The following is a 21102-nucleotide window of genomic DNA, read 5'->3' as shown; positions in this document are numbered from 1 at the left end:
CCAAGTGGTTGTCCGGAGCCGTATTCGTCCGGGCCTGCGTCCGTTACGAACCCGGCAGCGTCACCCTGGGCTTTCCGTTCTTCACGTGTACCGCGTGCGTACCCGGTTTTTTTCGCAGTTCGTCCAGTAAGCCATCAAGGTGGTCGGGATCGGTGTGCCAATGCTGCACACTTTCCGGGTTCTCCGCCATGTCAGCCACAACGCGTTGCAAGTTTTCAGGCGAATCACTGTCTTTGAGACTTGCACCGTCTTTGGCCGAGCGGTCACGCCCCTTGCCGCCGGCGCCCGCCGCGGCCCTGGGCAGTGCGGCGCCGAGCGCGCCTCCGACCATGCCTGCCGCAGCCAACCCGCTGAAAAAGCTGCCCTCGCTCACCACGGCCGCGCCGATGGCGCTCTCCGAAGTGCCCGACAACACCGCGGCGGCGGTCCTGATCGCGGGAGTGGCCACGGCCCAACTCGGTGGAACCGCTAGCCCTCCCACTAGGCCGGCCTGACCGACAGCCGCCGACACGGTCGTTCCCAATGCCGTTCCCGCCGAACCCAACCCGGTCGCGAGACTTGGGGTCGCGGCCTTGACCGCGACCGTCAGGTCACCCAGATGCCGCGCCCCGATCACCAAACCCATGATGGTGCTGATCATTACGTCATTGGCCGGCAGGACCGCCTTGGGTATCAGCTCCACGTTCCCGGCGAGCTTCGCCAGTGGGGAAGAGTTCAGGCTGCTGAGAAAGCTCGCCAATGACGAGGACGACGGCGGATCCACCGCCGCCGGAGCCGCAAGGCTTCGCAGCGCGGTGGGAGTCGCGGATGTCAGCTGGGACAAGGCGGACTGAGTGTTCGTTCCGGCTGAGGTGCCGACGCCCTGGTTCACGGCGGCGGTCTGCGCCGCGGTGCCGGCCGGGTTTGTATTTTGCGCGGGCGAATCGAACGGCGTTACGGCGGAGGCCGCCGCGGATTGGCCGGCGTAGCCGTACATTGCTGCCGCATCACGGGCCCACATGCCGGCGTATCGTGCCTCGTTCGCGGCGATGGCCGCGGTGTTCTGACCGAGTGTGTTCGTGGCAATGAGCGACTCGAGCTCGGCGCGGTTCGTTTCGATCACCGGCGGCGGTACGGTGGCCGCGAAGGCGGCCTCGTAAGCCGCCGCCGCCGCCCTGGCTTGGTTTCCTGTCTGTTCGGCTTGCGCAGCGGTGGCGTTCAACCACGCGGCGTATGGCGCGGCAGCGGCCGCCATGCTCGCCGATGCCGGACCCAGCCATGCGGTGGTCAGCCCCGAGATCACTGACGAATAGGAGGCTGCGGTCGAACGGAGTTCGGCGGCCAGCCCATCCCACGCCGCGCCGGCGGCCAGCATCGATCCCGATCCTGGGCCGGCATACATGCGCGCGGAATTGATCTCCGGTGGCAATGCCCCGTAATCCATTGCTAGCCTCCTTGATTCGCCGGGAGTGCGCTGGCGGTTTCAGCCGCTGATGGTGACGTCGCGCCGGTCGTCATCATTCGCCGGCCTCGTGGATCACAAAGATGTTGGCCGTGGTGGCCTCGCCGGCGGCGGGGGTGGCGCTCCCCATGCCGGCGGAACGGGCTGCCGCCCCCCCGGTTCCAGCCACGGCGCGGCCGGCCAACCCGGACAGGGCCATGTTGCCGACGAGGCTGCCCTGGCCGTCGGCGACAAGCGCCGCCGGGGCTGCAGCCAGGCTGCTCTGGGGCAATGTCGCGGCAACCGCCTTGATCTCGGGGGCGGCCGTTGCCCAGCCTTGCGGCACGGACAATCCGCCTACCACGCCCGCGCGGCCAATGCCCGCCGACACGGGCGCGCTGACCATGCGCGGCACTCCTACAGTGGTTGCCTTGGCCAGTGCTTTGGAGTAATTCTCCGCCGACCTGGTCAAGTTCGCCGCGGCCTGCGGGAGCAGATAACTTTGCGTGCCAAGGAGATAAGGAACGCCGGGAATGGTGAACAACGATCCCGGCGACAACGGACCCGTGATGAAGCCGTCGAGTGCCGAAAACAGCGATGGCGGATCGGCAGCCGCGGCGGGCGCCGCGGATTGCATGGGCGCGGCGAGGGTTTGCAGCGCCTCGGGCGTCGCGGCTAACAATTGCGGCAGGTGCGTCGCCTGGGCGCCGGCCGCCGTGCCGGTGGCTTGGCTGACCGCCGCAGCCTGCCCCGCGACGCCGGCCGGGTCGGTTGTCTGCGGCGGCGGCTGAAAAGGCGCCACCTGCGCAGCCGCCGCCGAGGAGCCGGCGTAGCCGTACATGGCGGCCGCATCCTGCGCCCACATCTCCAGGTACTCGGCCTGGGTGGCCATGATCGCCGGGGTGTTCTGCCCGAACAAGTTCGTCGCGATCAGCGCCAGCAGCCGAGCACGGTTCGCCGCCACCGACGCCGGCGGCACGGTCGCTGCAAACGCGGTCTCGAACGCGGCGGCCGCGGCCCGCGCCTGGGCTGCCGTCAGCTCGGCCTGGCCGGCCGTAGTACTCATCCACGCCGTGTAGGGCGCGGCTGCGGCCGCCATCGCCATCGACGCCGGACCCCGCCACCCGGCCGTCAACCCGGAGACTACCGAGGTGTGATTCGCCGCCGTGGCGTGCAGCTGCGCTGCCACGTCGTCCCATGCCACCGCCGCCGCCAACATTGGTCCGGCACCCGGGCCCGTATACATGCGAGTCGAGTTGATTTCCGGCGGAAGCACGCCGAAATCTATTGCCACACAATACCTCCTACCCAGGTCCGCAAATGGATCCACAATCCACCCCAAGCGCGGTGCATTGCTTCTTATCCCTCGGCGACTTCCCGGTTTGGCCGTTTATACGCTTGGAGTGGACGTACCGAATCCTGTCGATATCCTGAAAACAATTACTATGCGCAACTGTTTCTTGATGCATTATTTGGGGCATCGCATGTTGAAACGATGCCCGCGGGGTACTCCCCGACCGATAGCGATGCCGGACGCTGCAGGGTGCGGGAAAGGAGGGCCCCATGAGCACGGCACCGGACGGTCATGTGCAAGTCAGCATCGATGACGACGTTGAGTTCTTTGCCGAGCAACTCAAGAGGTTGAAGGAACTCGGCGAGCAAAAGGAGGCGGAGGACGTCTTCAGCGACGAAGACATTTACGACCTCAGCATCCGATGGGGAACGGCGCTCGCCGGACGGCTTCCGCGGATGGCGCACTACAGTTCCATCGGTCTGCTCACCGACGCCGACGAGCGCCGGTTTCAATCGCTGTGTGACGAATTTCGGGCGGTGTCGCCCTTGATCGAGAGATTCAAGCTGGCGCGGCCCAATCTCACGGATTTGCGAGAGAGCGGGACCAACAGGCGGGTGCGGCGCGCGGCGAAATGGCGACGCCTCCTTCGCCCATAGCTGGTGTCACGCGATTGTGGACCTGAGGGACACGGCGCGAGCCATTTGCTCCTCGGACAGGAAATCCTTGCCGCTCAACCTGATCGCGGTCCTGGGCTTGGGGCACTCGGGGTTGCGACACGTCAGCGCTACCAGGAAAGCGTCGGCGTCCTCGTCGAGAAAGAGAAAGCCCATGATCATCGCATCGCCGACCGCGAAATCCGTCGCGCCACAGGCCTCGCAATGTCCGCCTTTGACGGCGATCAGGTCGAGTACGCACTGACGCGCCACGGCATCCAAACCGATCAGCTCCGGACGCAAACCGACTTGCTCGCTGGCTCCCTCGGTCATGTCGGTCATCTCAGATCTCCACGTCCTTGTCGTAGAAGACGCGGTCCTCGCGCCAGCCCCCCGTCCCGAAGCCGATGCCGGCGAAGTCCTCGACGAACTCAATCTGGTTGATCCATTTGGTCATTTTGAAACCGACCTGAGTTTCGACCCGCAACCGCAACGGCGCACCATGCTTGATCGGTAGTGGCGCCCCGTTCATTTCGTAGGCCAGCAGCGTCTGCGGCTTGCGGGCGAACTCCAGATCGATGACCTCGTAGAACTGGCCACCGCCATGTGAGGCCGGTTCGTCGGTGCTGTTGTCTTGCATGCTGAGGAAGCAGACGTATTTTGCCTGTGGCAGGGGGCGCACGAGTTCAACGAGTCGGCCCAAATGCAGGCCCTTCCATTCGGCGATGCTGGTCCATCCCTGTACACAGTTATGCATGACGCACTGCGACTCCGGCTCCGCCAGAGACCGCAGAGCGGCCAGGTCCAGCGTCACAGGATTCTCGACGAGGCCACCCACTCGCAGTCGCCAGTCAACGAAGTTATGGGCGGCCATCACTTTGAAGTCGATGCCCGTTGGGGGCTTGCCGTTGACTCGGTGTTGCTGAGAGATCTTGCTCGGCGGGTAATTCTGCCGGGAGTTGAGCGGCCGCAACAGGAGTAGCCGCGCACCGGTGGTCACGGCCCCGAGTGCGCGCTGCACCGACCGGGGACTGCGATGGCTCCAGCTGGTGGCCGCCCAATGAATGGCGACAACGGCGCCGATAATCACGAAGGACAGCGCCGTAGCCCAATAGGCGTTGCGCACCGACCCGAAGATCATCAAGGCGGTGAGCCTGCCCCAGCCCCAGAAAAAAATCATCGACAGATGGATCGCGATGAACACGATGAACGCGAGCAGTCCGAAAAAATGGAGGCTGCGGGCCTTCTGACGGCCGCCGAACATTTGCACATACCACGGAAACCGCGCCTCGATCGCGGGAGACTGGGCGGCACCGGTCAGGATCTGGAAGGGTGCAAGCAGAAAGACAACACCCGCATAGGTCAGCTTCTGAATGGCATCCAAGGGTTCTCCGGGGAGCAGCGGCGGCAGGTTGAACGACATGTAGGTGACGATGTCGTTCCATGCCTCAGGAAAGATCGACCAGGAATACGGCCAATACCGGTGCCACTGCCCGGTCGCGAACAGCAGGATGTAGTAAGACAGCCCCACCAATATCCAGCCGATGACGGAGATGAAGTGCCAATGCCGCCCCATGCCCAACTGCGCATGGCCGGGCAGCGCAACGATCGGGTGATAGTCCTCTTCTTCGTCGAGCGTGTCGTATAACCGGTCCCGCGGCATGACTTTGCGGGTGAAGCGCGCCCATTCGCTGCCGGGTCTGCTGTCGTCCTGCCCATACAGCTTCGGGTGGGTGGAGAGGATTTCGATGCCGCTGCGAATGAGCAGCGTCAGAAACAGCACGTTCAGCCAATGGTCCACCCGCAGCCACACCGGGTAGTCGAGCGTCGTCATGCCTGGGCTCCCGTCAGTCGTACCACTGCTGCCGTTGCGGGTAGGCCACGTTGACGCCGGACAGCACCGTCGTGTGCACCGCGATGAACGCGGCGGCGAACACCAAAGCGAATGTGCCGGGCGCCAGATCCCATCGGCCGGTCAGCGACTCCAGCCCCGGCAGGCTGACCCAACGGCTGACCAGGTAGATCGCGATGAAGGCAAGGCACCCCGAGCTGCCGAGGTACCACCCCGCCTGTGGCAGACGCGGTTTGAAGGCGAACACCATCGCGGCCGCGGCCGTCAGACAACAGACTGCAAGCAAACCCGAGTAGACGGCGAAGTACCAGGGAATGCCCGGCGCCCTGATCCAGACGTAGGCATGCACCGCCACCAGGCCCACCAGCAGCGAGCCGCCCAATGCGGTCACCGTTCGCGGCAGGTTGAAGGCCACCCAGCCGTTCAGAGTGAGCACCGGTGAGGTCACGATGCTTCGCGAGACCGAGATCAACCGCCGCGGGACGACATTGACCATGCGAGCGTGGTACCCACGCTGATTAATTACAAACCGTCCTGGTTAAATTGCCGGGCTCGAGCCGGCCCGCCCGCCACGCTGGGAAACTGTTGCGTTGAGCATGCGGCTGCCATTGATACTCTTACTGTCTGTGCCTGGCGAGTGCTTAGCGCTTTATGACCAGCTTGCGAGACTCAGCCCGAGAAGGGGTCCGTAGGAGGAACGGTCAATGGCGGCCGAAAGAAACTGGGACAAGACCGTGGGCGCGGCCGACGACGTCCGCCGCATTTTCGAGAATGTCCCCGCGCTGTTGGTTGGCCTCGAAGGGCCCGACCACCGATTCATCGCGGTCAACGCCGCTTACCGAGCGCTCAGTCCGCCGATCGACAGCATCGGGCTGCTGGTGCGGGAGGTCTATCCCGAGCTGGTGAGCCAGCAGATCGTGCAAATGTTCGACCGGGTCTACGAGACGGGCGAACCGCAATCGGGAACCGAGTGGCGGGTGCAAGCCGACTTCGAGGGCTCGGGGACGGCACAAGAGCACTTCTTCGACTTCATCGTCACGGCCCGGCGCGGCGACGACGGCTCGATCGAGGGGGTCCAGCTCGCCTTCGTCGACGTGACCGAGCGGGTGCGGGCACGGCTGGCCGCCGAGTCGCGCATGCAGGAGTTGTCCGAGCGGTACCGCAACGTGCGCGACTCGGCCACCGTCATGCAGCAGGCACTGCTGGCGCCGTCGGTACCCGTCGTTCCGGGCGCCGACGTGGCCGCCGAATACCTTGTCGCCGCGGAGGACACGGCCGCCGGTGGCGACTGGTTTGACGCGATCCCACTCGGGGATCGGCTGGTGCTCGTCGTCGGCGACGTCGTCGGCCACGGCGTCGAGGCGGCCGCGGTGATGTCGCAATTGCGCACGGCGCTGCGGATGCAGATTGTGGCGGGGTACCCGCTCGCCGAGGCGCTGGCGGCGGTCGATCGCTTCCACGAACACGTGCCCGGCTCGAGGTCGGCCACCGTGTGCGTGGGGTCGCTCGACTTCGGCACGGGTGAATTCCAGTACTGCACGGCCGGGCACCCGCCGCCGCTGCTCGTCGGTTTCGAGAGCGATTCGCGTTACCTTGAGCCGTCCGGCGCCGGGCCGCTGGGCAGCGGCACGGGTTTCCCGGTTCGCACCGAATTCCTGGGCGTTGGCGACGTGGTCATGCTCTACACCGACGGTCTTATCGAACGTCCCGGCCGGCCGCTGGCGGCCAGCACGGCCGAATTCGCCGACTTGGCAGCCAACATCGCCGGTGGCCAGGGCGGGTTCGTGATCGAGTCCTCGGGGCGGCCCATCGACCGCATCTGTTCGGAGACGCTGGAACTGCTGCTGCGGTCGACCGGCTACAGTGACGACATCACACTGCTTGCGGCGCAACGGCGTACGCCGCCGCCACCGCTCCAGATGACGCTGGATGCCACGATTCATGCCGCACGCGCGGTTCGCTCCCGCCTGCGTCAGTGGCTCTCCGAGGTGGGCGCCGCCCCCGATGACATTTCCGACATCGTGCACGCAATCTCGGAGTTCGTCGAGAATGCGGTCGAACACGGTTACGCCACAGAGGTTTCCGACGGGGTCGTCGTGGAGGCGTCGCTGGCCGGAGACGGCAACCTGTACGCGTCGGTCATCGACCATGGGCAGTGGAAGGATCATCGCGAAGGCGAGCAGGGGCGCGGCCGTGGCCTTGCCATGGCCGAAGCCTTGGTGTCCAGCGCCCACGTCAACCATGGGCCCGGCGGAACCACCGCCAGCTTGACGCAGCGCCTGTCGCGCCCCGCCAATTTCGTCACGGACACGCTCGTCAGCCGGGCCGATCGGCAGCAGCGGTCGGCGGACTCCGAATTCGTCTCCGTGGTCGCCGAACCGGGCCGCATCGTCGTCAGCGGCGACGTCGACTCCACCACCGCGTCCACGCTGGATCGCCAGATCGCGGTCGAAAGCCGTTCCGGCGTAGCGCCGTTGACCATCGATCTCAGCGCCGTTACCCAACTCGGGTCGGCCGGCGTCAGCGCGCTGGCTGCCGCGCGCGACCGCGCACAACGACAGGGCAGTGAGTATGTGCTGGTGGCCCCGCCGGGGAGCCCGGCGCACCATGTCTTGTCGCTGGTACAGCTCCCGGTGGCCGGCGGGCTCGCCGAGAACCTCGTCGCCGAGGGCTAGGGCCGGTCGGATCGCTGGCCGTGCCGCACCTGCTTGAACGGCACGCCTCGGTCGGCTGCATATTCCCGCGGAAAGCCAAGCACCCGCTCGCCGATGACGTTGCGCGCCATCTCCGTGGTGCCGCCGCCCATCGCGACGGTCTGGCGGGCCAGGTAGCGCAGACCGGTTTCCAGGCCGTCGCCGGGTTCTCCGACCACGCCAGCACTTCCCGCGATCGCCATGGCGGTGTCGACATCCACGAACACGGTCTCGGCGTGGAACAGCCTGATGAGCGTGCCGGCGGCCGGCGGCAGCGTGCCATCTCGGACGCTGCGGTACACGTGACCGATCAGCTGCTCGGCCACCGCACGTTGTACGAGTGCGCGCCCGGCCATCTGCTGCACGCGTTCGTTGCCGGCCTGACCCGTTTTCTCGACGAGGGCCACGTAGTCAACGGGATTCGCGTTGCCGCCCTCGCTTCCGCTGCCACTGGCGAACTCGGAGCCCTGCCCCACCGCCCTGCGCTCGTGGTACAGCTGCCGCGACGCCACCGCCCAGCCATGATTGACCTCCCCGACGACGGCGTCGTCGCCGACATCCACCCCGTCGAGGAACTCCTCGCAGAACTCGGTGGAACCGCTCAGCATGGTGATGCGCCGCAACGTAATTCCCGGATGAGCGATGGGCACCAAAAACATCGTCAAGCCCTCATGCTTGGGCACATCCCAGTTCGTGCGGGCCAGGCACAGTCCATAGTCAGCGGCGAACGCGCTGGTGCTCCACGTCTTGGCGCCGTTGAGTACCCAGCGGTCGCCCTGGCGTTCGGCCCGGGTCAGGACGCCGGCCAGGTCGGATCCGCCGCTCGGCTCGGACAGCAGCTGCACCAGCACCTCGTCGCCGCGCAGTGCCGCCGCGATGTGTTGCTTCTTCTGATCCTCACTGCCGGTGTCGAGCAGCGTGGCACAGCAGATGGTGAACGTGGGGGTGTTGAGGATCAGCGGCATCTCATAGTCGATGGTCTCCGCGTCGAATGCCTTCTGATATTCGTAGTCCAGACCGAGGCCGCCGTACTCGCGCGGGAAACAGATCCCGGCGAATCCGCCTTCATACAGCCGTTTTTGCAATTCTCTGGCCCGCTGCCAGGATCGTTCGTCGTCGCGCGGGGCGGGCGGCGGGCACTCGGGATCGATGCGGGGCATGTTGTCTGCCAGCCATTCCCTGGCCCGGGCCGCGAACTCGGCAACGGATTCGGTCGGCGTCATTTGTTTAAACGCCCCGCCTTCTCGTGTTCATACACGCGCAGGTTGTGGTCCTCCGGTGTTCCGAACATGGAGCGATACAACGTGATTCGGCGTAGGTAGAGGTGCAGGTCGTGTTCCCAGGTGACGCCGATGCCGCCGTGCATCTGCACGCAGGCCTGGACGATCTGGCCGGCCATCTCGCCCACGTAGGACTTGGCGATGCTGGCCGACAGGCCCGCCGCGGGTGAGTTGGCGGCGACGTCGGCGACCGCCGCGGCCGTGGTGGCCCGGCAGGCTTCCAGCCACAGCTTCATGTCGGCGAACTTGTGCTTGAGGGCCTGGTAGGACGCCAGCGGGCGCCCGAAGGTGTGCCGGTCCAACGCCCACTGGACGGTCAGGTCGAACACCGTCTGCAGGACGCCGACCACCTCGGCGCACTGCAGGGTCTGCGCGATTTGGCTCTGCCGGTCGATCAGGGTGGCGGTCTCGCCGGCGGTGCCGACCACCGCCGTTCGATCCACCATCACACCGTCGAAATGCACCCGGGCATATTGCTTGACCAGGTCGACCGACTGCTGGGGCTCGATCGTGACGCCGGGCGCGTCCGTGGGGACCAAGAACTGGCGGAGCTCATCACCGCTGCGCGCCACCACCAGCAGCACCGCGCTCTGCGCGCCCGCCTCGACCCGGTCCTTGGTGCCGTCGATGCGATAGCCCGAATCGGTCGGGGTGGCCGTCACCGACGGATTCAGCGGCGCCCACCCCTGGCCCGGCTCCGAAACCGCCCACGATGCCACGCTTTCGCCGGACATCAGCGCCTCGATCGTGTCCGCGTGCGATTGCCGGTCCGCATACTCGACGAGCGCGGTCAGTACGACGCTGACCGGATACAACGGCCCGGGCGCTACGGTCTTGCCGAGCTGTTCGGCGACCATGGCCAGATCCGCCAAACCGCTGTCCGAGACGCTGCCGCCGCCCAATTCCTCTGGCACCAAGAGGCCCGTCCAGCCGAGCTCCGCGGCGCGCCGCCACCATGCCGGATCAAACGACACCCCCGCGGCGTGCAACTCCCGCACGCGCCGCAGCGGCGCTTCCTTTTCCAGAAAAGCCTGGGTGGTCGAGGTGAACAGCGTCTTTTCGGGAGAGTCGAGTGTGGTCATGCTGCCTCTCGTGGCGAGTTCTCCGGCGTTTTCGATGGTAGCAACGAGCACTACGGTAAGAGATACCGGAGTTCCGTCGATAGCGCTGCTCAGCGTTACATGGCGAACACACGGCGCAGCGATCGCGCGTGCAGCGCCCGGTTCTCCTGAGAAACCACCCAATCGGGAACCAACGAGTCAAACCCGTTGAATGCCGCTGCGATGACGTGCAATTCGGTGTGCACGTAGGCGTGCAACAGCCTGTTCGCGTAGTCGATGGCTTCGTCGCGGCACGGATCGATCTCCGCGCAGCTGATGAACGTCGGCGGCAGGCCCTCGAGGTTCGCGCGGTGCGCGGGGACGTGCTGGCCGTTGGCACTCGCATGACCGAGGTAATGGCCCCACGCCCGGCTCACGGCCGGCCCATTGAGGCCCGGCGTGCGCTGGAACTCGCGCCGGGATTGGGTGGCGTCGGAATCGAGCATCGGCTGGTGCAGGATCTGCACCAGAATCTGTGGGCCTTCGTCATCGAACATGCGCTGACTCAGGCCCGCGACCAGCGCCGCACCCGCGTCGCGGCCCATCACGGCGATGCGGTTGACGTCCGCCTTCAGCTCGGCGCAATTGCGGATGGCGTAGTAGAGGCCGGCCTCGACGTCGTCCAACGCGGCCGGGCACGGGTGTTCCGGCGCGAGCCGGTAGTCCACCGATACCACCAGGCATCCGGCTTCCTTGGCCAGCTCTACACACGGTGCATGATCGGTGTCCAAGTTGCCGGTCACGAATCCCCCGCCGTGGGCGTACAGCACAAGGGGTGCACCTGACCCGGCTTGATCGAGGTCGGGACCCCGGTAGAAGCGAAGGTTCAGCTCATGCCCGCCCGGGCCGGCGATGGTGCGCGTTTCGACGGCCACCTCGGCGGTGCCGGCCGCGGCGGCGCGCTCGGCTGCGAGCCGGTTGGCGTGCTCCCGTTCGGCGGGCAGTGTCTCGACGCGGAATTCGACGCCCAAGGAGGTGGCGGCCTCCCGGAGCACCGGGTCGATCCGGTTAAGGCCCTGTGGCCGCGTCAGATTCGTTTGTGTCATACCTTCTCGTCTTCCGGGCTCGGCATGCGGGCTCGTCCGGTCCCGGCGCGGGGCCGTGCCGGAAACCTTCTTCAAGGTAGACCTGCGATTCCGTGTGGTGAAAGACGAGGTGCGTATCGCTTCAGCTCGGGCGGGATTCACCGTTCCCCGGGAAGCGCCTTGACCGTCGCCGGTAGCCCGTAGAGAGCGGTCGCGTTGCCGCGCATGATCCGCTCGCGCTGGTCGGCCGGGAATCGGTTGATCGCATAGGTCGGCGAGTCGTAGCTCCAGTGCGGGTAGTCCGTCGAGAACATCAGGTTGTCGCCCAGGTCCATCATCTCGAGGTACTCGCGGAACTGCACGGTATCGGCATCTTCCAGCGGCTGGGTGGTGAACCGAACATGTTCGCGCACATACTCCGACGGGCGGCGCCGCACGTGGGGCAGGTCGCCGCGGCGGGCTTCCCAGATGCGGTCCATCCGCGACATCACCGGCATCGCCCACGTGAAGCCCCCTTCGACGAACACCACCCGCAGGTCAGGGTGGCGGTCGAAAGCGCCGTCGAAGACCAGGCTCATCAAGTGCGAGACATATAGCAATGGCCAGGACGCAAAGAAGTCGTGCCAATGCGCGGGGTTGCCGACGGGATAAAGCGGGATCAGCTCGAACGGTGTCTGCCCCATCAGGTGTGTGGCGACCGGGAAACCGTTGCGCGCCGCGGCTTCATAGAGCGGGTCGAAATGTGGGTTGCCAAAGGGGATCCCACGAGTCTGCGGTGTCATCAGCACCTGGGCCATGTACGGGTGTCCCGCCCACCGTTCGACCTCGCGCGCCGCCTGCTCGGGCGTCTGCGCGCTGACGCTGATCGATCCGCGCCACCGGCCGTGCTCGTTGTTCGTGTCGAGCCAGACGTCGGCAAGCCAGTCGTTGTAGGCGGACTTCAGAACGTGTTCGGCCTGTGGCAGCTGGGCGTCACACATCGGTTCCAGCGTCGCGATGCTAACGCCGGCGTCGAGCAGCAACTGCTTGGCGGCGAACTCCGGGTCGCTGCCCGCGAACCCGCCACCCGGCGGGGCGGCATCCATGCGCAGCGACATGGTCTTGTACGAATCCGGTGTGTCGTAGAAATGCGGCACCGGGGTGACGGCGTTTCCGGTAGGCCATATCTTGTCCACCCATTCGGGCGGCGCGTACGACTTGAGCACGTCGGTCGAGACGGGCAAGGGGTGTACGTCGGTGTCGACGATGCTCACCGCAATTTCGTCGTCATGACCGGTCGGCGAATCGACCCGTTCGATCGTGGTCATCGGACACGCTCCTTCAGCCCATATAGCTCGCTGGCGTTTCGCCACAGCACCTTGTCGCGTTGGGCGGGATCCAGGCCCTCGGCAATGGTCTGCGGCGGAGTCGTGGACCAGTGGGGATACGCCGACCCATACATCAGCAGGTCGGACTTGCCGGTGAACTCCATCCAGCGCTGCGTATCGCCGGCATCGGTCGGTCCGTCGAACGCCGACGAGCAGAACCTGACGTGGCCAGGCAGGTATTCGCTGGGGTAGCGGTCGACCCACGGCGTCTGGTCGCGCATCGACACCCAGAAGGTGTCCAGCCGCCAGATCAACGGGGTGAGGATGTCGTAGCCGCCGTCGGCGAAGACGAATTTGAGGCCAGGGTGCCTGCCGAACATGCCCTCGACGATGAGGGTGGCCAGATGCACGAAGTAGTTCAGCGGCATGAACGCCGCATATCCCGGATAGGTGTGGGCGTGCCCGGCGAAAGTGGGCGGATAATCGACACCGTTGCCGCCGTTGATGTGTACCGCCACTGGCAACCCGTGGGCGGCGGCGGCCTCCCAGATCGGCTCGAACATCGGTTTGCCGTAGGGCTCGCGTGACTGCATCGGGACACCGACCTGGACCAGCTTCGGGTGATCGCCCAGGCGCTCGATCTCCGCGACGGCCCCCTTGGGGTCTTCCGGATTGACGCGGATGGTGCCCCGGAATCGATCGGCGTTGTCGGGCTCGATCCAGCGGTCGAGCAGCCAGTCGTTGACCGCCGCGCAGATCCTGCTGTTCAGCAGGTAGTCAGCGATGTTGCCGCGGGTCAGCGGGTTGAGGATGGCGTACTCGACGCCCCGCGCGAACAGGTCGCGACCGACCGTCTCCGGGTCGGACCCCGGGTAGTGCTCACCGTAGAGGTCTTGCCGGTAGTCGCCACCGGGTGCGGAGTACCACTGCTGTTCGACGTCGGGGATCGACCGCAGCTGGTGGGCGGCGGGCAGGTAGCGCCGGATCTCCGCGTTGGAGCGGAAGTGCGGCTGCACATTGGCATCTATGACCGGGCTGATCATGCGGTCAGGTACACCTCCCCGTCGGTGACATCGACCTGGTAGGTGCGGATACGCCGCGTCGGATCGGCGAGATTTTGACCGGTGGTGATGTCGAATTCCCAGTTGTGCCAAGGGCATCGGACGATCTGGCCGTCGCGGACCCGACGCAGCCCGCCGGGTTCGTCGGGGGCGAACTCGTTGGTCCCGCCGAGCAGACCGAGGCACAGCGGGGCACCTTCGTGCGAGCAATAGTTCACGATCGCGTAGAACTCGCCACGCACGTTGTACACGCCGACGCCGAACTTCCCGACGTCGACCAGCTTCATCTCGCCGGGCGGCAGATCGTCCAGCGAGCACACGAATCGCCGCTCGGCCACTTGCATCACCGCCTCCGACGCTACGCAGCATCAATACTGTGCCCGTTACGGTAACCACGACAAGCCGTTGGGCTTAGTTGCTATCTATACTATGATAGCGATAATCCCGCGTACCAATCCGCTTACCGGCTGCCCAGGAGGAGCGCTGAATGACGCTCAGCACCGACCCCGCCAACCAGCCCGTCACACTCGACCTCACCGGCGAAACGAGTCCCTACCCGTTCTTCGAATACATGAGGCGCACGGACCCGGTTTGGCACGGCGCGCTGACGGACCACTCACAGATGCCAGAAGAGCTGCGGCCCAACGACGAGTGGGTGCTGTTCGGTTACGACCCGGTGTTCCAGGCGTTCCGCGACGACCGCATCTTCAGCTCCCACAAGTACGACGAGACCATCGGTTTGGTGATGGGCCACACCATTCTGGCCATGGGCGGCAAGGAGCACCACGATCACCGCAACCTGGTGGCCAAGGCCTTCCGCGCCACCGCCCTGGAACGCTGGGAGCCGTCGGTCATCGGACCGGTGTGCGATCAGCTGGTCGACGAAATCAAAAACGACGGCCACGCGGACCTGGTCAAGGCGGTGACGTTCGAATTCCCCACCCGGATCATTTCCACGCTGCTCGGTCTGCCCCCTGAGGACCTCGACTTCTTCCGGCGGTTGTCCCTGGATCTGATCTCCATCCCGACCGACATCATGGCCGGGCTCAACGCGGCCGCGGAGCTGCACGGCTACTTCCTCGAACAGGTCGAACAGCGGCGGCGCAAACACACCGACGACATCATCGGCGACCTGGTGGCCGCCGAGATCGACGGCGAGAAGCTCACCGACGAGGCAATCATCGCGTTCCTGCGCCTGCTGCTGCCCGCCGGGTTGGAAACCACGTACCGGTCATCGGGCAACCTGCTCTACCTGCTGCTGACCCACCCCGAGCAGCTCGAGCTCGTCTACCGGGACCGGTCGCTGATACCGATGGCGATCGAAGAGGGCCTGCGCTTCGAAACCCCGCTGACCATGGTCATGCGGACCACCACCCAAGAGGTCGAAATCGGCGGCAAGACAATCCCGTCCGACGCGCAGATCGACATGTGCATGGGCTCGGCCAATCGCGACGAGACCCGCTGGACCGACCCCAACACCTTCGACATCCGCCGGCCGCGTCAAGCGCACATCGCGTTCGCCGGCGGCATCCACATGTGCCTCGGCATGCATCTGGCCCGGCTCGAGACCCGGGTCATGCTGAACAGCCTCTTCGACCGCGTCAAAGATCTGGCCTTCGTGGCCGATGACGGAACCGGCCAGGAATCGAAGATCGTCGGGCTGACGTTCCGCTCCCCCAACAAGCTTCCGGTCACGTTCGCCCCGGCCACATGAAAAGCCGCGCGGCGCTCCTGCACGACGTCGGCGGACCCTGGTCCGTCGAGGAATTCGAACTCGATCCGCCCCGCGCCGGCGAGGTCCTGGTCGAGATGGCGGCCGCCGGCCTGTGTCACTCCGACGACCACATCCTCAAAGGGGACATGTCGGCACCCAACGAGGTGATGCGATCCCTCGGCCTACCAACCATGTTCCCGACGATCGGAGGTCATGAGGGATCCGGCGTCGTACGCCAAGTTGGTGATGGGGTAACGGACTTCGCCCCCGGCGACCACGTGGTGATGTCGTTCGTCGCGGTGTGTGGACAATGCCGCTGGTGCGCGACGGGTATGGAATATATCTGTGACGTCGGCGCTTTCACCCTCACCCCGGGTATGCCCACCGACGGCACCTTTCGCCATCACACCGCCGACGGCCGGCCGCTGGGCCATCTGGCCAAGGTCGGGGCGTTCGCCGAACACACTGTGGTGTCGACCAATTCACTGGTGAAGATCGAGCCGCACCTGCCGTTGGCGCCAAGCGCGTTGTTGTCGTGCGCCATTCCGACCGGCTTCGGTTCGGCCGCCAATCGCGCAGGTGTGCGCGGCGGTGACACGGTCGTCGTCATCGGCGCGGGCGGAATCGGCACGGGCGCGATCCAGGGCGCACGGATCAGCGGTGCCGCGCAGATCATCGCCGTGGACCCGGTGGACTTCAAGCAGAAATCGGCGCTGCAGTTCGGCGCGACCCACAGTGCTGAAACGATCGCCGAAGCGCAGGAGATGGTGCGGGACTTGACATACGGCGTCATGGCCGACGCCGTGGTGGTCTCCCCTTCGCTGATCACCGCGGGTGACGTCCGCGATGCGCTGCAGCTGACCCGCAAGGGCGGGACGTGTGTGCTCACCGGCATGACATCACAGCTCACCCGGTCGGTGAAGATCGACCTGCAGGACTTCATCCTGATGAACAAGACGCTGGCGGGGACCATCTTTGGCTCGTGCAACCCGAGGGCGGACATCGCCCGGCTGGCACGGCTCTATCAAACCGGGCAGCTCCAGCTTGATGAGATGATCACCCGCCGCTACCGCCTCGATGAGATCAACGATGCCTACGACGACCTCCGTAACGGCAAAATCATCCGCGGCATCATCGATTTCGGGCTCAGCTGAGGCCTTTCCGGCCCATCACCCGTTGCAGTTGACCGTAGGCGTCGATCGGACTGTGCAGCGCAAGGCCACCGTCCGCGTGGACGACTTGGCCCGTCACCCAGGGCAACTCGAGGACACCCATGATCGCGCCGGCCACGTCGACGGCGTCCCCCAGACCGCCCAGCGGCGTCCGTTCGGACAGTGCTTCCACCCAGCCCGGCAGCTGTTCGGGTTTCGCCAGCATCGGCGTGCGCGTGACGCCGGGCCCCACCGCGTTGACCCGGATGCCGTGAGCACCCCACTCCACGGCTGCGACCTTCACCAACATGTCCACTCCCGCCTTGGACACGCAGTAGGCACCCATGTCCCGATCGGCGACGGTGCCGCTGATGCTGGAGACCGCAACGATCGAGCCGCCGACCCCGGCGTCGACCAGTGCCCGCGCCCCGGCGCGAATCGTCAGCCAGGTGCCCGTGAGGTTGACCCCCAACACTCGGTTCCATTCCGCGGGTGACTGCTCGAACAACAGGCCCGACGCGCCGACTCCGGCGCAAGCGACGATTCGCGTGGGCGCGCCGTGGTCGCGCACGGTTTGTTCCATGGCGGCCGACACCGCGTCGGGATCGCTGACGTCGCAGGCGATGTCGCCACCGACCAGATCCCACACCACTACGTCATGGCGCGCATCGCGGAGCCGTCCGGCAACTTCACGCCCAATTCCGGATCCGCCGCCGGTGACCAGCGCCGTCATTGCGCCGGTCCGATCAGCTCGACCAGGACGCCATCGGGCGCGGTGATGATAGCCATCGGCACTGTCTTTCCGCCCAGAGCCGGCATGGTGATTCGATGAACACCGTCGGCGAATCCCAATTCGGCGAGCCTGGCGAGCGTCTCGTCGACGTCACGCTGCAGGGAGAGCAGGAAGAAGCCGTGCCGCGGACGCTGGAAAGGCACGGCCGCCTCGTCGGCGCCCTCGAAGACGACCAGTTCGACGATGCCGGTATCGGGCGCCTGGGGATCGCCCAGGAATATCGACTGCAACCGGTCGGTCTTGGCGCCGAAAAGTTCTGGCCAGTTCCCGGTGAAGGTATGGTCGAACAGTTCGGCGAGTCCGAGGCCGTCGCGCCAGAACTGCTTCGAGCGCTCTACGTCGGCGGTGCAGATCGCGGCATGGTGAACACCCAACATTGGCTTCCTCTCGATTGCAGAGCTTGTCCACCATCATGCAACGTCGACTGTTGACGCGGAACGCCTGCCTACATCTTGATCGCGGGGATCAACCTGCTGAGATTCCAGACCCGGTCTCTTCGCGCGCACAGGCAGGAGATCGCCAGTGCGACAGCCGTTATCCCAACCAGGACGATGATCGCCTGCCATAGTCGGGCGTCGATGCCGCCGAGTATGAGCTGCCGGAGTCCGTTGACGCCATAGGTCATCGGGTCGAATCGGTGCAAGATCTGGAAAGGCCGTGACGTGGTTTCTACTGGATACATGCCGCCCGCGCTGACGAGCTGCAACATCAGCAGGGCCATGATCAGCACCCGGCCCACCGCGGGACCGACAAGCGCATTGATCGCCTGCGTCGCGGCCACGAATGCGCCGGAAATCAGCATCATGAACGCCAGCATCGCCGCCGGGTGCACGGCGTGCACGCCGAGGGCGAACCGGACCACGCAGTAAAGGATGATGGCTTGGAATATCGCGATCGCGGCGGCAGGTAGATAGCTGGCGAGCACCACGCGGATCGCGAGCACCTCCGCGGCGATCGCACGGCTCTGCAAGGGGCGCAGCACCATCCACAGCACCAGGGCACCGAAGAACAAGGCGAGCGTGAGGAAGAACGGAGCCATGCCGGTGCCGAAGTTGGGCGCGGCGTTCTCGTGTGAAGCCTCCAGTTTTACCGGACCACCGATGGTGTCGGCGACCGCATCTTTTTGCTGAGTTGTCCAGTTGGGCACCTGCTTGGCCCCGTCGGCGAGTTTGGTCGCCAGCTCGGCAGACCCCGTCATGAGTTGTCGCGCGCCGTCGTCGAGTTTGGCTATGCCGCTGGCTAATTCGGCATTGCCGGTGGCAACCTGCTGGGCTCCGTCGCGCAGCTGGGTGAGCCTGTTCGTCAGGTCCTGCCCCTTGATGCCCACCTGGTCGAGGGCCGACCCGAGCGGACTGCCTGGGCTACGCAACCCCGATGTCAAGGCGATCGCCGCGTTCTGCGCATCGGTGAGCTGCTGGCGGATCTGGGGCGTGAACTGGTGACCCCGGAGCTGGTCTTGGATGCCGCGTAGGTTGTTTGCCAGCGGATCCTGTCGTGCGGAGAGCTGATCGATTACCGATGAGAGCGAGTTTGCGGCTGCATCCTGCGCCGTGGCGATGGCGCCGATTTGGTCGTTGGCCTGCGCAAGCGCGGTTGCACCCTGTTGCAGTTGCTGTGTGCTGCCGCCGATTTGCGACACCGCCTTGGTCACCGCGAGCAGCGGATCGGTGGCTTGGTTGATTCCGTCTGAGAGTTGCTTGGCTCCGGCGGCGAGCGTTGCCGAGCCGGATCGGGCGGTGTCCAGACCGGTTACCAGCTGACCGGCGCCGTCATCGAGTTGAGCGGCCCCGTCGGCCGCCTGCTTGATACCCGAACCCGACGAAACCACCACCGACAGCACCTGATTGACGGCTTGCCCCGAGATCCGGCTGGACACGGCGTTGAGTACCTGGCCGATGGCGGTGCGACCGATGCTCGTCGAGATGTAGTTGTTGGCGTCGTTGTAGACGGCGATCAGGTTGGCCTTCTTGGGTTGACCGGTCACCGGTGATGCGATCGCCGCGCTGAAGTCCGGCGGCAACTCGACCATGAAGTAGTACTTGCCGTGGTCGACTCCGTTGCGCGCCTCCGCCAAGTCCACGACGTGCCAGTCCAAACCGCCGTCCGCGGTCAAACTCTTGGCGATCTCCGCGCCGGCGTTGAATTGCTGCCCGGACACGACGGCGCCACGGTCGGAGTTGACCAGCGCCACCGGCATTTTGTTGGTGTGGCCGAAGGGATCCCAGAACGCCCACAGGTACAGCGCCCCATACACCAGGGGTAGCAGCATCAGCACGATGATGGCCACGCGCGTCAATCGGCTGCGGCCGAAACGTTTGATCTCCGAGCCGAAGGCGAGTCCAGCCAGCATCTTCAGTCCTCTCCGGTCACGATGCGGTGATCGTGTAGTTCATGGTCGGGTGCGTCCGCGCCAAGCGGGTTGGTCACCCCGACGACTACGGTGCGCTGCTTCGCGATCACGCCGAGCCTGTCGGCCGCGATCGCTCGCCGGGAATTGTCACGAACCTGCTCGAGGTCACCGACCACCAGGATCGGACGATGCGATAGCAACGCCAGCGTGATTCGCAGCAAGAACAGTTCCAGGTCCGACAATTCAACGATGTAGGTGTCGGGGGACGGTGCGGGCATTTCGCCGAAAACCTCGGTCAGCTCGGCCGGCCCCGATTGCAGCGGCACCGATGAATACCACGGCGCCAACCACCGGCGTTGCTCGGCGAGCACGGTGCCCACGGTCACCGATTCCTCCAGGTCGTCAATGTCTTCGAAGGCCGCGATCGAGCAGTGCCGGCGGATGGCGCGCGCGGTTGTTTCGCCGAGGACGGTCAGTGTGCCGCGGGTCGGCTTGAAACGTCCCGCGAGCGTCAGCAGGAGCGTGGTCTGGCCAGGTCCGCCGGGCATCTGAATCGCGTGGAAACCCGGTGTGAGCGCGAGATCGATATCCGAGAAGAGGGGGCCGTGCTCGCCGTCGACGCCTAAACCGTGGGCGGTGATCACCGGCGCTTCAGCATCCGGCACATCATTTGTATCCATGGTGAGGTCCTCCCTGCTCGGCGGAAACCAGGACCGATTCCAGCGCTGCGGTGATCAGCTGCGCGAGCAGATCGGGGTTCATGGCCCCAGGGCGCAGGATCTCTTCCATCGCGATACCGAGGTTGATCGTGACGACGAGCTGGGCGACGTCGACCAGCTCCCGATCCGACGCCTCGGAGGCGGTCGATCTGACGATGTGCAGCGCTTGGTCGGCGGCGGCGGCGCGGCGGCGTTCGATGAGGCGCTCGCGCAATTGGGGGTCACGCTGGGCGCGCAGCCAATACTCGACGAACAACACGTAATAGTCGGAATGGTCGCGAACCGTGTCAAGCACCGATCTACTCAATTCGCGTGCGGCCGCGCCGATGTCGCCGCCGCTGCTGTCCAGCGCTGTCGCAATCTGCTCGCCACGAAGCTCGAACTGGCGGTCGAGGAGGGCCAGGACCAGTTCGTCCTTGGACTCAAAATTCGAATAGACCGCGCCCTTGGTGAAGCCCGCGGCCTGCCCGATCGCGTCGATGGTGGCACCGGCGAACCCTTCGGCGGCGAATACCTTCGACGCCGCGTCCAGGATCCGGTCGCGGACCTCGTCGCGAGTGGGGCGGGTTCGGGGCGGCTTGACAGGCGACATGACCAGTAGCATACTCCTCAGTATCGGTTAGATACCACCTGGTATCGAACGCAGAGGCAGGCTGCCTTTCGGCTGGCTTCGGCGCCGCCATGCTGGCG

20 protein-coding genes are annotated in these 21102 nt (G+C 65.6%); 4 read left to right on the top strand and 16 right to left on the bottom strand.

Going from position 1 to position 21102, the window contains the following annotated elements; translation table 11 throughout:
• Positions 1–43: 43 nt before the first annotated feature.
• Together A5773_RS09805 and A5773_RS09800 are read right to left on the bottom strand one after the other, a co-directional pair.
• Positions 44–1423 (bottom strand): PPE family protein, encoded by a 1380-nt coding sequence (locus tag A5773_RS09805; RefSeq protein WP_067790722.1) that lies wholly within the window; start codon positions 1421–1423, stop codon positions 44–46.
• 73 nt (positions 1424–1496) lie between these two features.
• Positions 1497–2708, bottom strand: coding sequence for a PPE family protein (locus tag A5773_RS09800; protein WP_067790831.1), 1212 nt, complete (start codon positions 2706–2708; stop codon positions 1497–1499).
• A 275-nt stretch (positions 2709–2983) separates the two neighbouring features.
• Between A5773_RS09800 and A5773_RS09795 the strand changes: the two genes are divergently transcribed.
• On the top strand, positions 2984–3370 hold the full coding sequence (locus tag A5773_RS09795; RefSeq protein ID WP_067790720.1) for a hypothetical protein: 387 nt from the start codon (positions 2984–2986) through the stop codon (positions 3368–3370).
• 6 nt (positions 3371–3376) lie between these two features.
• Here A5773_RS09795 and A5773_RS09790 read toward each other — a convergent pair whose 3' ends face one another.
• The 3 genes from A5773_RS09790 to A5773_RS09780 are packed head-to-tail and all read right to left on the bottom strand — an operon-like array spanning position 3377 to position 5715.
• Complete coding sequence (locus A5773_RS09790) at positions 3377–3709, bottom strand: hypothetical protein (protein WP_231989101.1); 333 nt, start codon at positions 3707–3709, stop codon at positions 3377–3379.
• A 1-nt stretch (position 3710) separates the two neighbouring features.
• Positions 3711–5201 carry a molybdopterin-dependent oxidoreductase gene (locus tag A5773_RS09785; RefSeq protein WP_067790718.1) on the bottom strand — a complete coding sequence of 497 codons (1491 nt, stop codon included), beginning with the start codon at positions 5199–5201 and terminating at the stop codon, positions 3711–3713.
• Between the two features lie 13 nt (positions 5202–5214).
• Positions 5215–5715 (bottom strand): oxidoreductase, encoded by a 501-nt coding sequence (locus tag A5773_RS09780; protein ID WP_067790716.1) that lies wholly within the window; start codon positions 5713–5715, stop codon positions 5215–5217.
• A gap of 208 nt (positions 5716–5923) precedes the next feature.
• Between A5773_RS09780 and A5773_RS09775 the strand changes: the two genes are divergently transcribed.
• Positions 5924–7894, top strand: coding sequence for a SpoIIE family protein phosphatase (locus A5773_RS09775; RefSeq protein WP_067790714.1), 1971 nt, complete (start codon positions 5924–5926; stop codon positions 7892–7894).
• On the opposite strand, the gene A5773_RS09770 is transcribed toward A5773_RS09775, so the two are convergent.
• The 6 genes from A5773_RS09770 to A5773_RS09745 form a co-directional block, all read right to left on the bottom strand.
• Positions 7891–9135 (bottom strand): acyl-CoA dehydrogenase family protein, encoded by a 1245-nt coding sequence (locus A5773_RS09770; protein ID WP_067790712.1) that lies wholly within the window; start codon positions 9133–9135, stop codon positions 7891–7893. The genes A5773_RS09775 and A5773_RS09770 overlap by 4 nt on opposite strands.
• The gene (locus tag A5773_RS09765) at positions 9132–10274 is read right to left on the bottom strand and encodes an acyl-CoA dehydrogenase family protein (protein WP_067790710.1); all 1143 of its coding nucleotides are present in this window, start codon (positions 10272–10274) and stop codon (positions 9132–9134) included. Before A5773_RS09765 ends, A5773_RS09770 begins: the two co-directional genes overlap by 4 nt.
• Before the next feature lie 95 nt (positions 10275–10369).
• Positions 10370–11338 (bottom strand): alpha/beta hydrolase, encoded by a 969-nt coding sequence (locus tag A5773_RS09760; protein WP_067260964.1) that lies wholly within the window; start codon positions 11336–11338, stop codon positions 10370–10372.
• A gap of 137 nt (positions 11339–11475) precedes the next feature.
• Positions 11476–12624 (bottom strand): amidohydrolase family protein, encoded by a 1149-nt coding sequence (locus tag A5773_RS09755; protein ID WP_067260962.1) that lies wholly within the window; start codon positions 12622–12624, stop codon positions 11476–11478.
• Positions 12621–13667: an amidohydrolase family protein gene (locus tag A5773_RS09750; RefSeq protein ID WP_067260960.1), complete on the bottom strand. Its 1047-nt coding sequence runs from the start codon at positions 13665–13667 to the stop codon at positions 12621–12623. Before A5773_RS09750 ends, A5773_RS09755 begins: the two co-directional genes overlap by 4 nt.
• Positions 13664–14029, bottom strand: a complete 366-nt coding sequence (locus A5773_RS09745) for a Rieske (2Fe-2S) protein (protein ID WP_067260958.1) — start codon at positions 14027–14029, stop codon at positions 13664–13666. Before A5773_RS09745 ends, A5773_RS09750 begins: the two co-directional genes overlap by 4 nt.
• Positions 14030–14172: 143 nt before the next feature.
• Between A5773_RS09745 and A5773_RS09740 the strand changes: the two genes are divergently transcribed.
• Positions 14173–15399: a cytochrome P450 gene (locus A5773_RS09740; protein ID WP_067260956.1), complete on the top strand. Its 1227-nt coding sequence runs from the start codon at positions 14173–14175 to the stop codon at positions 15397–15399.
• Positions 15396–16553 (top strand): Zn-dependent alcohol dehydrogenase, encoded by a 1158-nt coding sequence (locus A5773_RS09735; protein ID WP_067260954.1) that lies wholly within the window; start codon positions 15396–15398, stop codon positions 16551–16553. Before A5773_RS09740 ends, A5773_RS09735 begins: the two co-directional genes overlap by 4 nt.
• Here the strand turns inward: A5773_RS09735 and A5773_RS09730 are convergent.
• The 5 genes from A5773_RS09730 to A5773_RS09710 form a co-directional block, all read right to left on the bottom strand.
• Positions 16546–17283, bottom strand: a complete 738-nt coding sequence (locus A5773_RS09730) for an SDR family NAD(P)-dependent oxidoreductase (protein ID WP_066957195.1) — start codon at positions 17281–17283, stop codon at positions 16546–16548. The two genes, A5773_RS09735 and A5773_RS09730, sit on opposite strands and share 8 nt — an antisense overlap.
• Positions 17280–17720, bottom strand: a complete 441-nt coding sequence (locus tag A5773_RS09725) for a VOC family protein (protein ID WP_066957196.1) — start codon at positions 17718–17720, stop codon at positions 17280–17282. The genes A5773_RS09730 and A5773_RS09725 overlap by 4 nt, the downstream gene beginning before the upstream one ends.
• Before the next feature lie 68 nt (positions 17721–17788).
• Complete coding sequence (locus tag A5773_RS09720) at positions 17789–19693, bottom strand: YhgE/Pip domain-containing protein (protein ID WP_067260952.1); 1905 nt, start codon at positions 19691–19693, stop codon at positions 17789–17791.
• A 2-nt stretch (positions 19694–19695) separates the two neighbouring features.
• Complete coding sequence (locus A5773_RS09715; protein WP_067260949.1) at positions 19696–20373, bottom strand: hypothetical protein; 678 nt, start codon at positions 20371–20373, stop codon at positions 19696–19698.
• Positions 20360–21016, bottom strand: a complete 657-nt coding sequence (locus A5773_RS09710; protein ID WP_066957202.1) for a TetR/AcrR family transcriptional regulator — start codon at positions 21014–21016, stop codon at positions 20360–20362. The genes A5773_RS09715 and A5773_RS09710 overlap by 14 nt, the downstream gene beginning before the upstream one ends.
• Between the last annotated feature and the right edge of the window lie 86 nt (positions 21017–21102).

This window comes from Mycobacterium sp. 852014-52450_SCH5900713 (assembly GCF_001667075.1).
GTDB lineage: Bacteria > Actinomycetota > Actinomycetes > Mycobacteriales > Mycobacteriaceae > Mycobacterium.
Note: the sequence above shows the minus strand (reverse complement) of the source record. Positions and strands in the feature narration are given on the sequence as shown.

Coding starts and splice junctions, on each gene's coding strand:
- A5773_RS09805 (WP_067790722.1), bottom strand. CDS start 1,423: ATGGATTACGGGGCATTGCCACCGGAGATCAATTCCGCGCGCATGTAT.
- A5773_RS09795 (WP_067790720.1), top strand. CDS start 2,984: ATGAGCACGGCACCGGACGGTCATGTGCAAGTCAGCATCGATGACGAC.
- A5773_RS09790 (WP_231989101.1), bottom strand. CDS start 3,709: ATGACCGACATGACCGAGGGAGCCAGCGAGCAAGTCGGTTTGCGTCCG.
- A5773_RS09785 (WP_067790718.1), bottom strand. CDS start 5,201: ATGACGACGCTCGACTACCCGGTGTGGCTGCGGGTGGACCATTGGCTG.
- A5773_RS09780 (WP_067790716.1), bottom strand. CDS start 5,715: ATGGTCAATGTCGTCCCGCGGCGGTTGATCTCGGTCTCGCGAAGCATC.
- A5773_RS09775 (WP_067790714.1), top strand. CDS start 5,924: ATGGCGGCCGAAAGAAACTGGGACAAGACCGTGGGCGCGGCCGACGAC.
- A5773_RS09770 (WP_067790712.1), bottom strand. CDS start 9,135: ATGACGCCGACCGAATCCGTTGCCGAGTTCGCGGCCCGGGCCAGGGAA.
- A5773_RS09765 (WP_067790710.1), bottom strand. CDS start 10,274: ATGACCACACTCGACTCTCCCGAAAAGACGCTGTTCACCTCGACCACC.
- A5773_RS09760 (WP_067260964.1), bottom strand. CDS start 11,338: ATGACACAAACGAATCTGACGCGGCCACAGGGCCTTAACCGGATCGAC.
- A5773_RS09755 (WP_067260962.1), bottom strand. CDS start 12,624: ATGACCACGATCGAACGGGTCGATTCGCCGACCGGTCATGACGACGAA.
- A5773_RS09750 (WP_067260960.1), bottom strand. CDS start 13,667: ATGATCAGCCCGGTCATAGATGCCAATGTGCAGCCGCACTTCCGCTCC.
- A5773_RS09745 (WP_067260958.1), bottom strand. CDS start 14,029: ATGCAAGTGGCCGAGCGGCGATTCGTGTGCTCGCTGGACGATCTGCCG.
- A5773_RS09740 (WP_067260956.1), top strand. CDS start 14,173: ATGACGCTCAGCACCGACCCCGCCAACCAGCCCGTCACACTCGACCTC.
- A5773_RS09735 (WP_067260954.1), top strand. CDS start 15,396: ATGAAAAGCCGCGCGGCGCTCCTGCACGACGTCGGCGGACCCTGGTCC.
- A5773_RS09730 (WP_066957195.1), bottom strand. CDS start 17,283: ATGACGGCGCTGGTCACCGGCGGCGGATCCGGAATTGGGCGTGAAGTT.
- A5773_RS09725 (WP_066957196.1), bottom strand. CDS start 17,720: ATGTTGGGTGTTCACCATGCCGCGATCTGCACCGCCGACGTAGAGCGC.
- A5773_RS09720 (WP_067260952.1), bottom strand. CDS start 19,693: ATGCTGGCTGGACTCGCCTTCGGCTCGGAGATCAAACGTTTCGGCCGC.
- A5773_RS09715 (WP_067260949.1), bottom strand. CDS start 20,373: ATGGATACAAATGATGTGCCGGATGCTGAAGCGCCGGTGATCACCGCC.
- A5773_RS09710 (WP_066957202.1), bottom strand. CDS start 21,016: ATGCTACTGGTCATGTCGCCTGTCAAGCCGCCCCGAACCCGCCCCACT.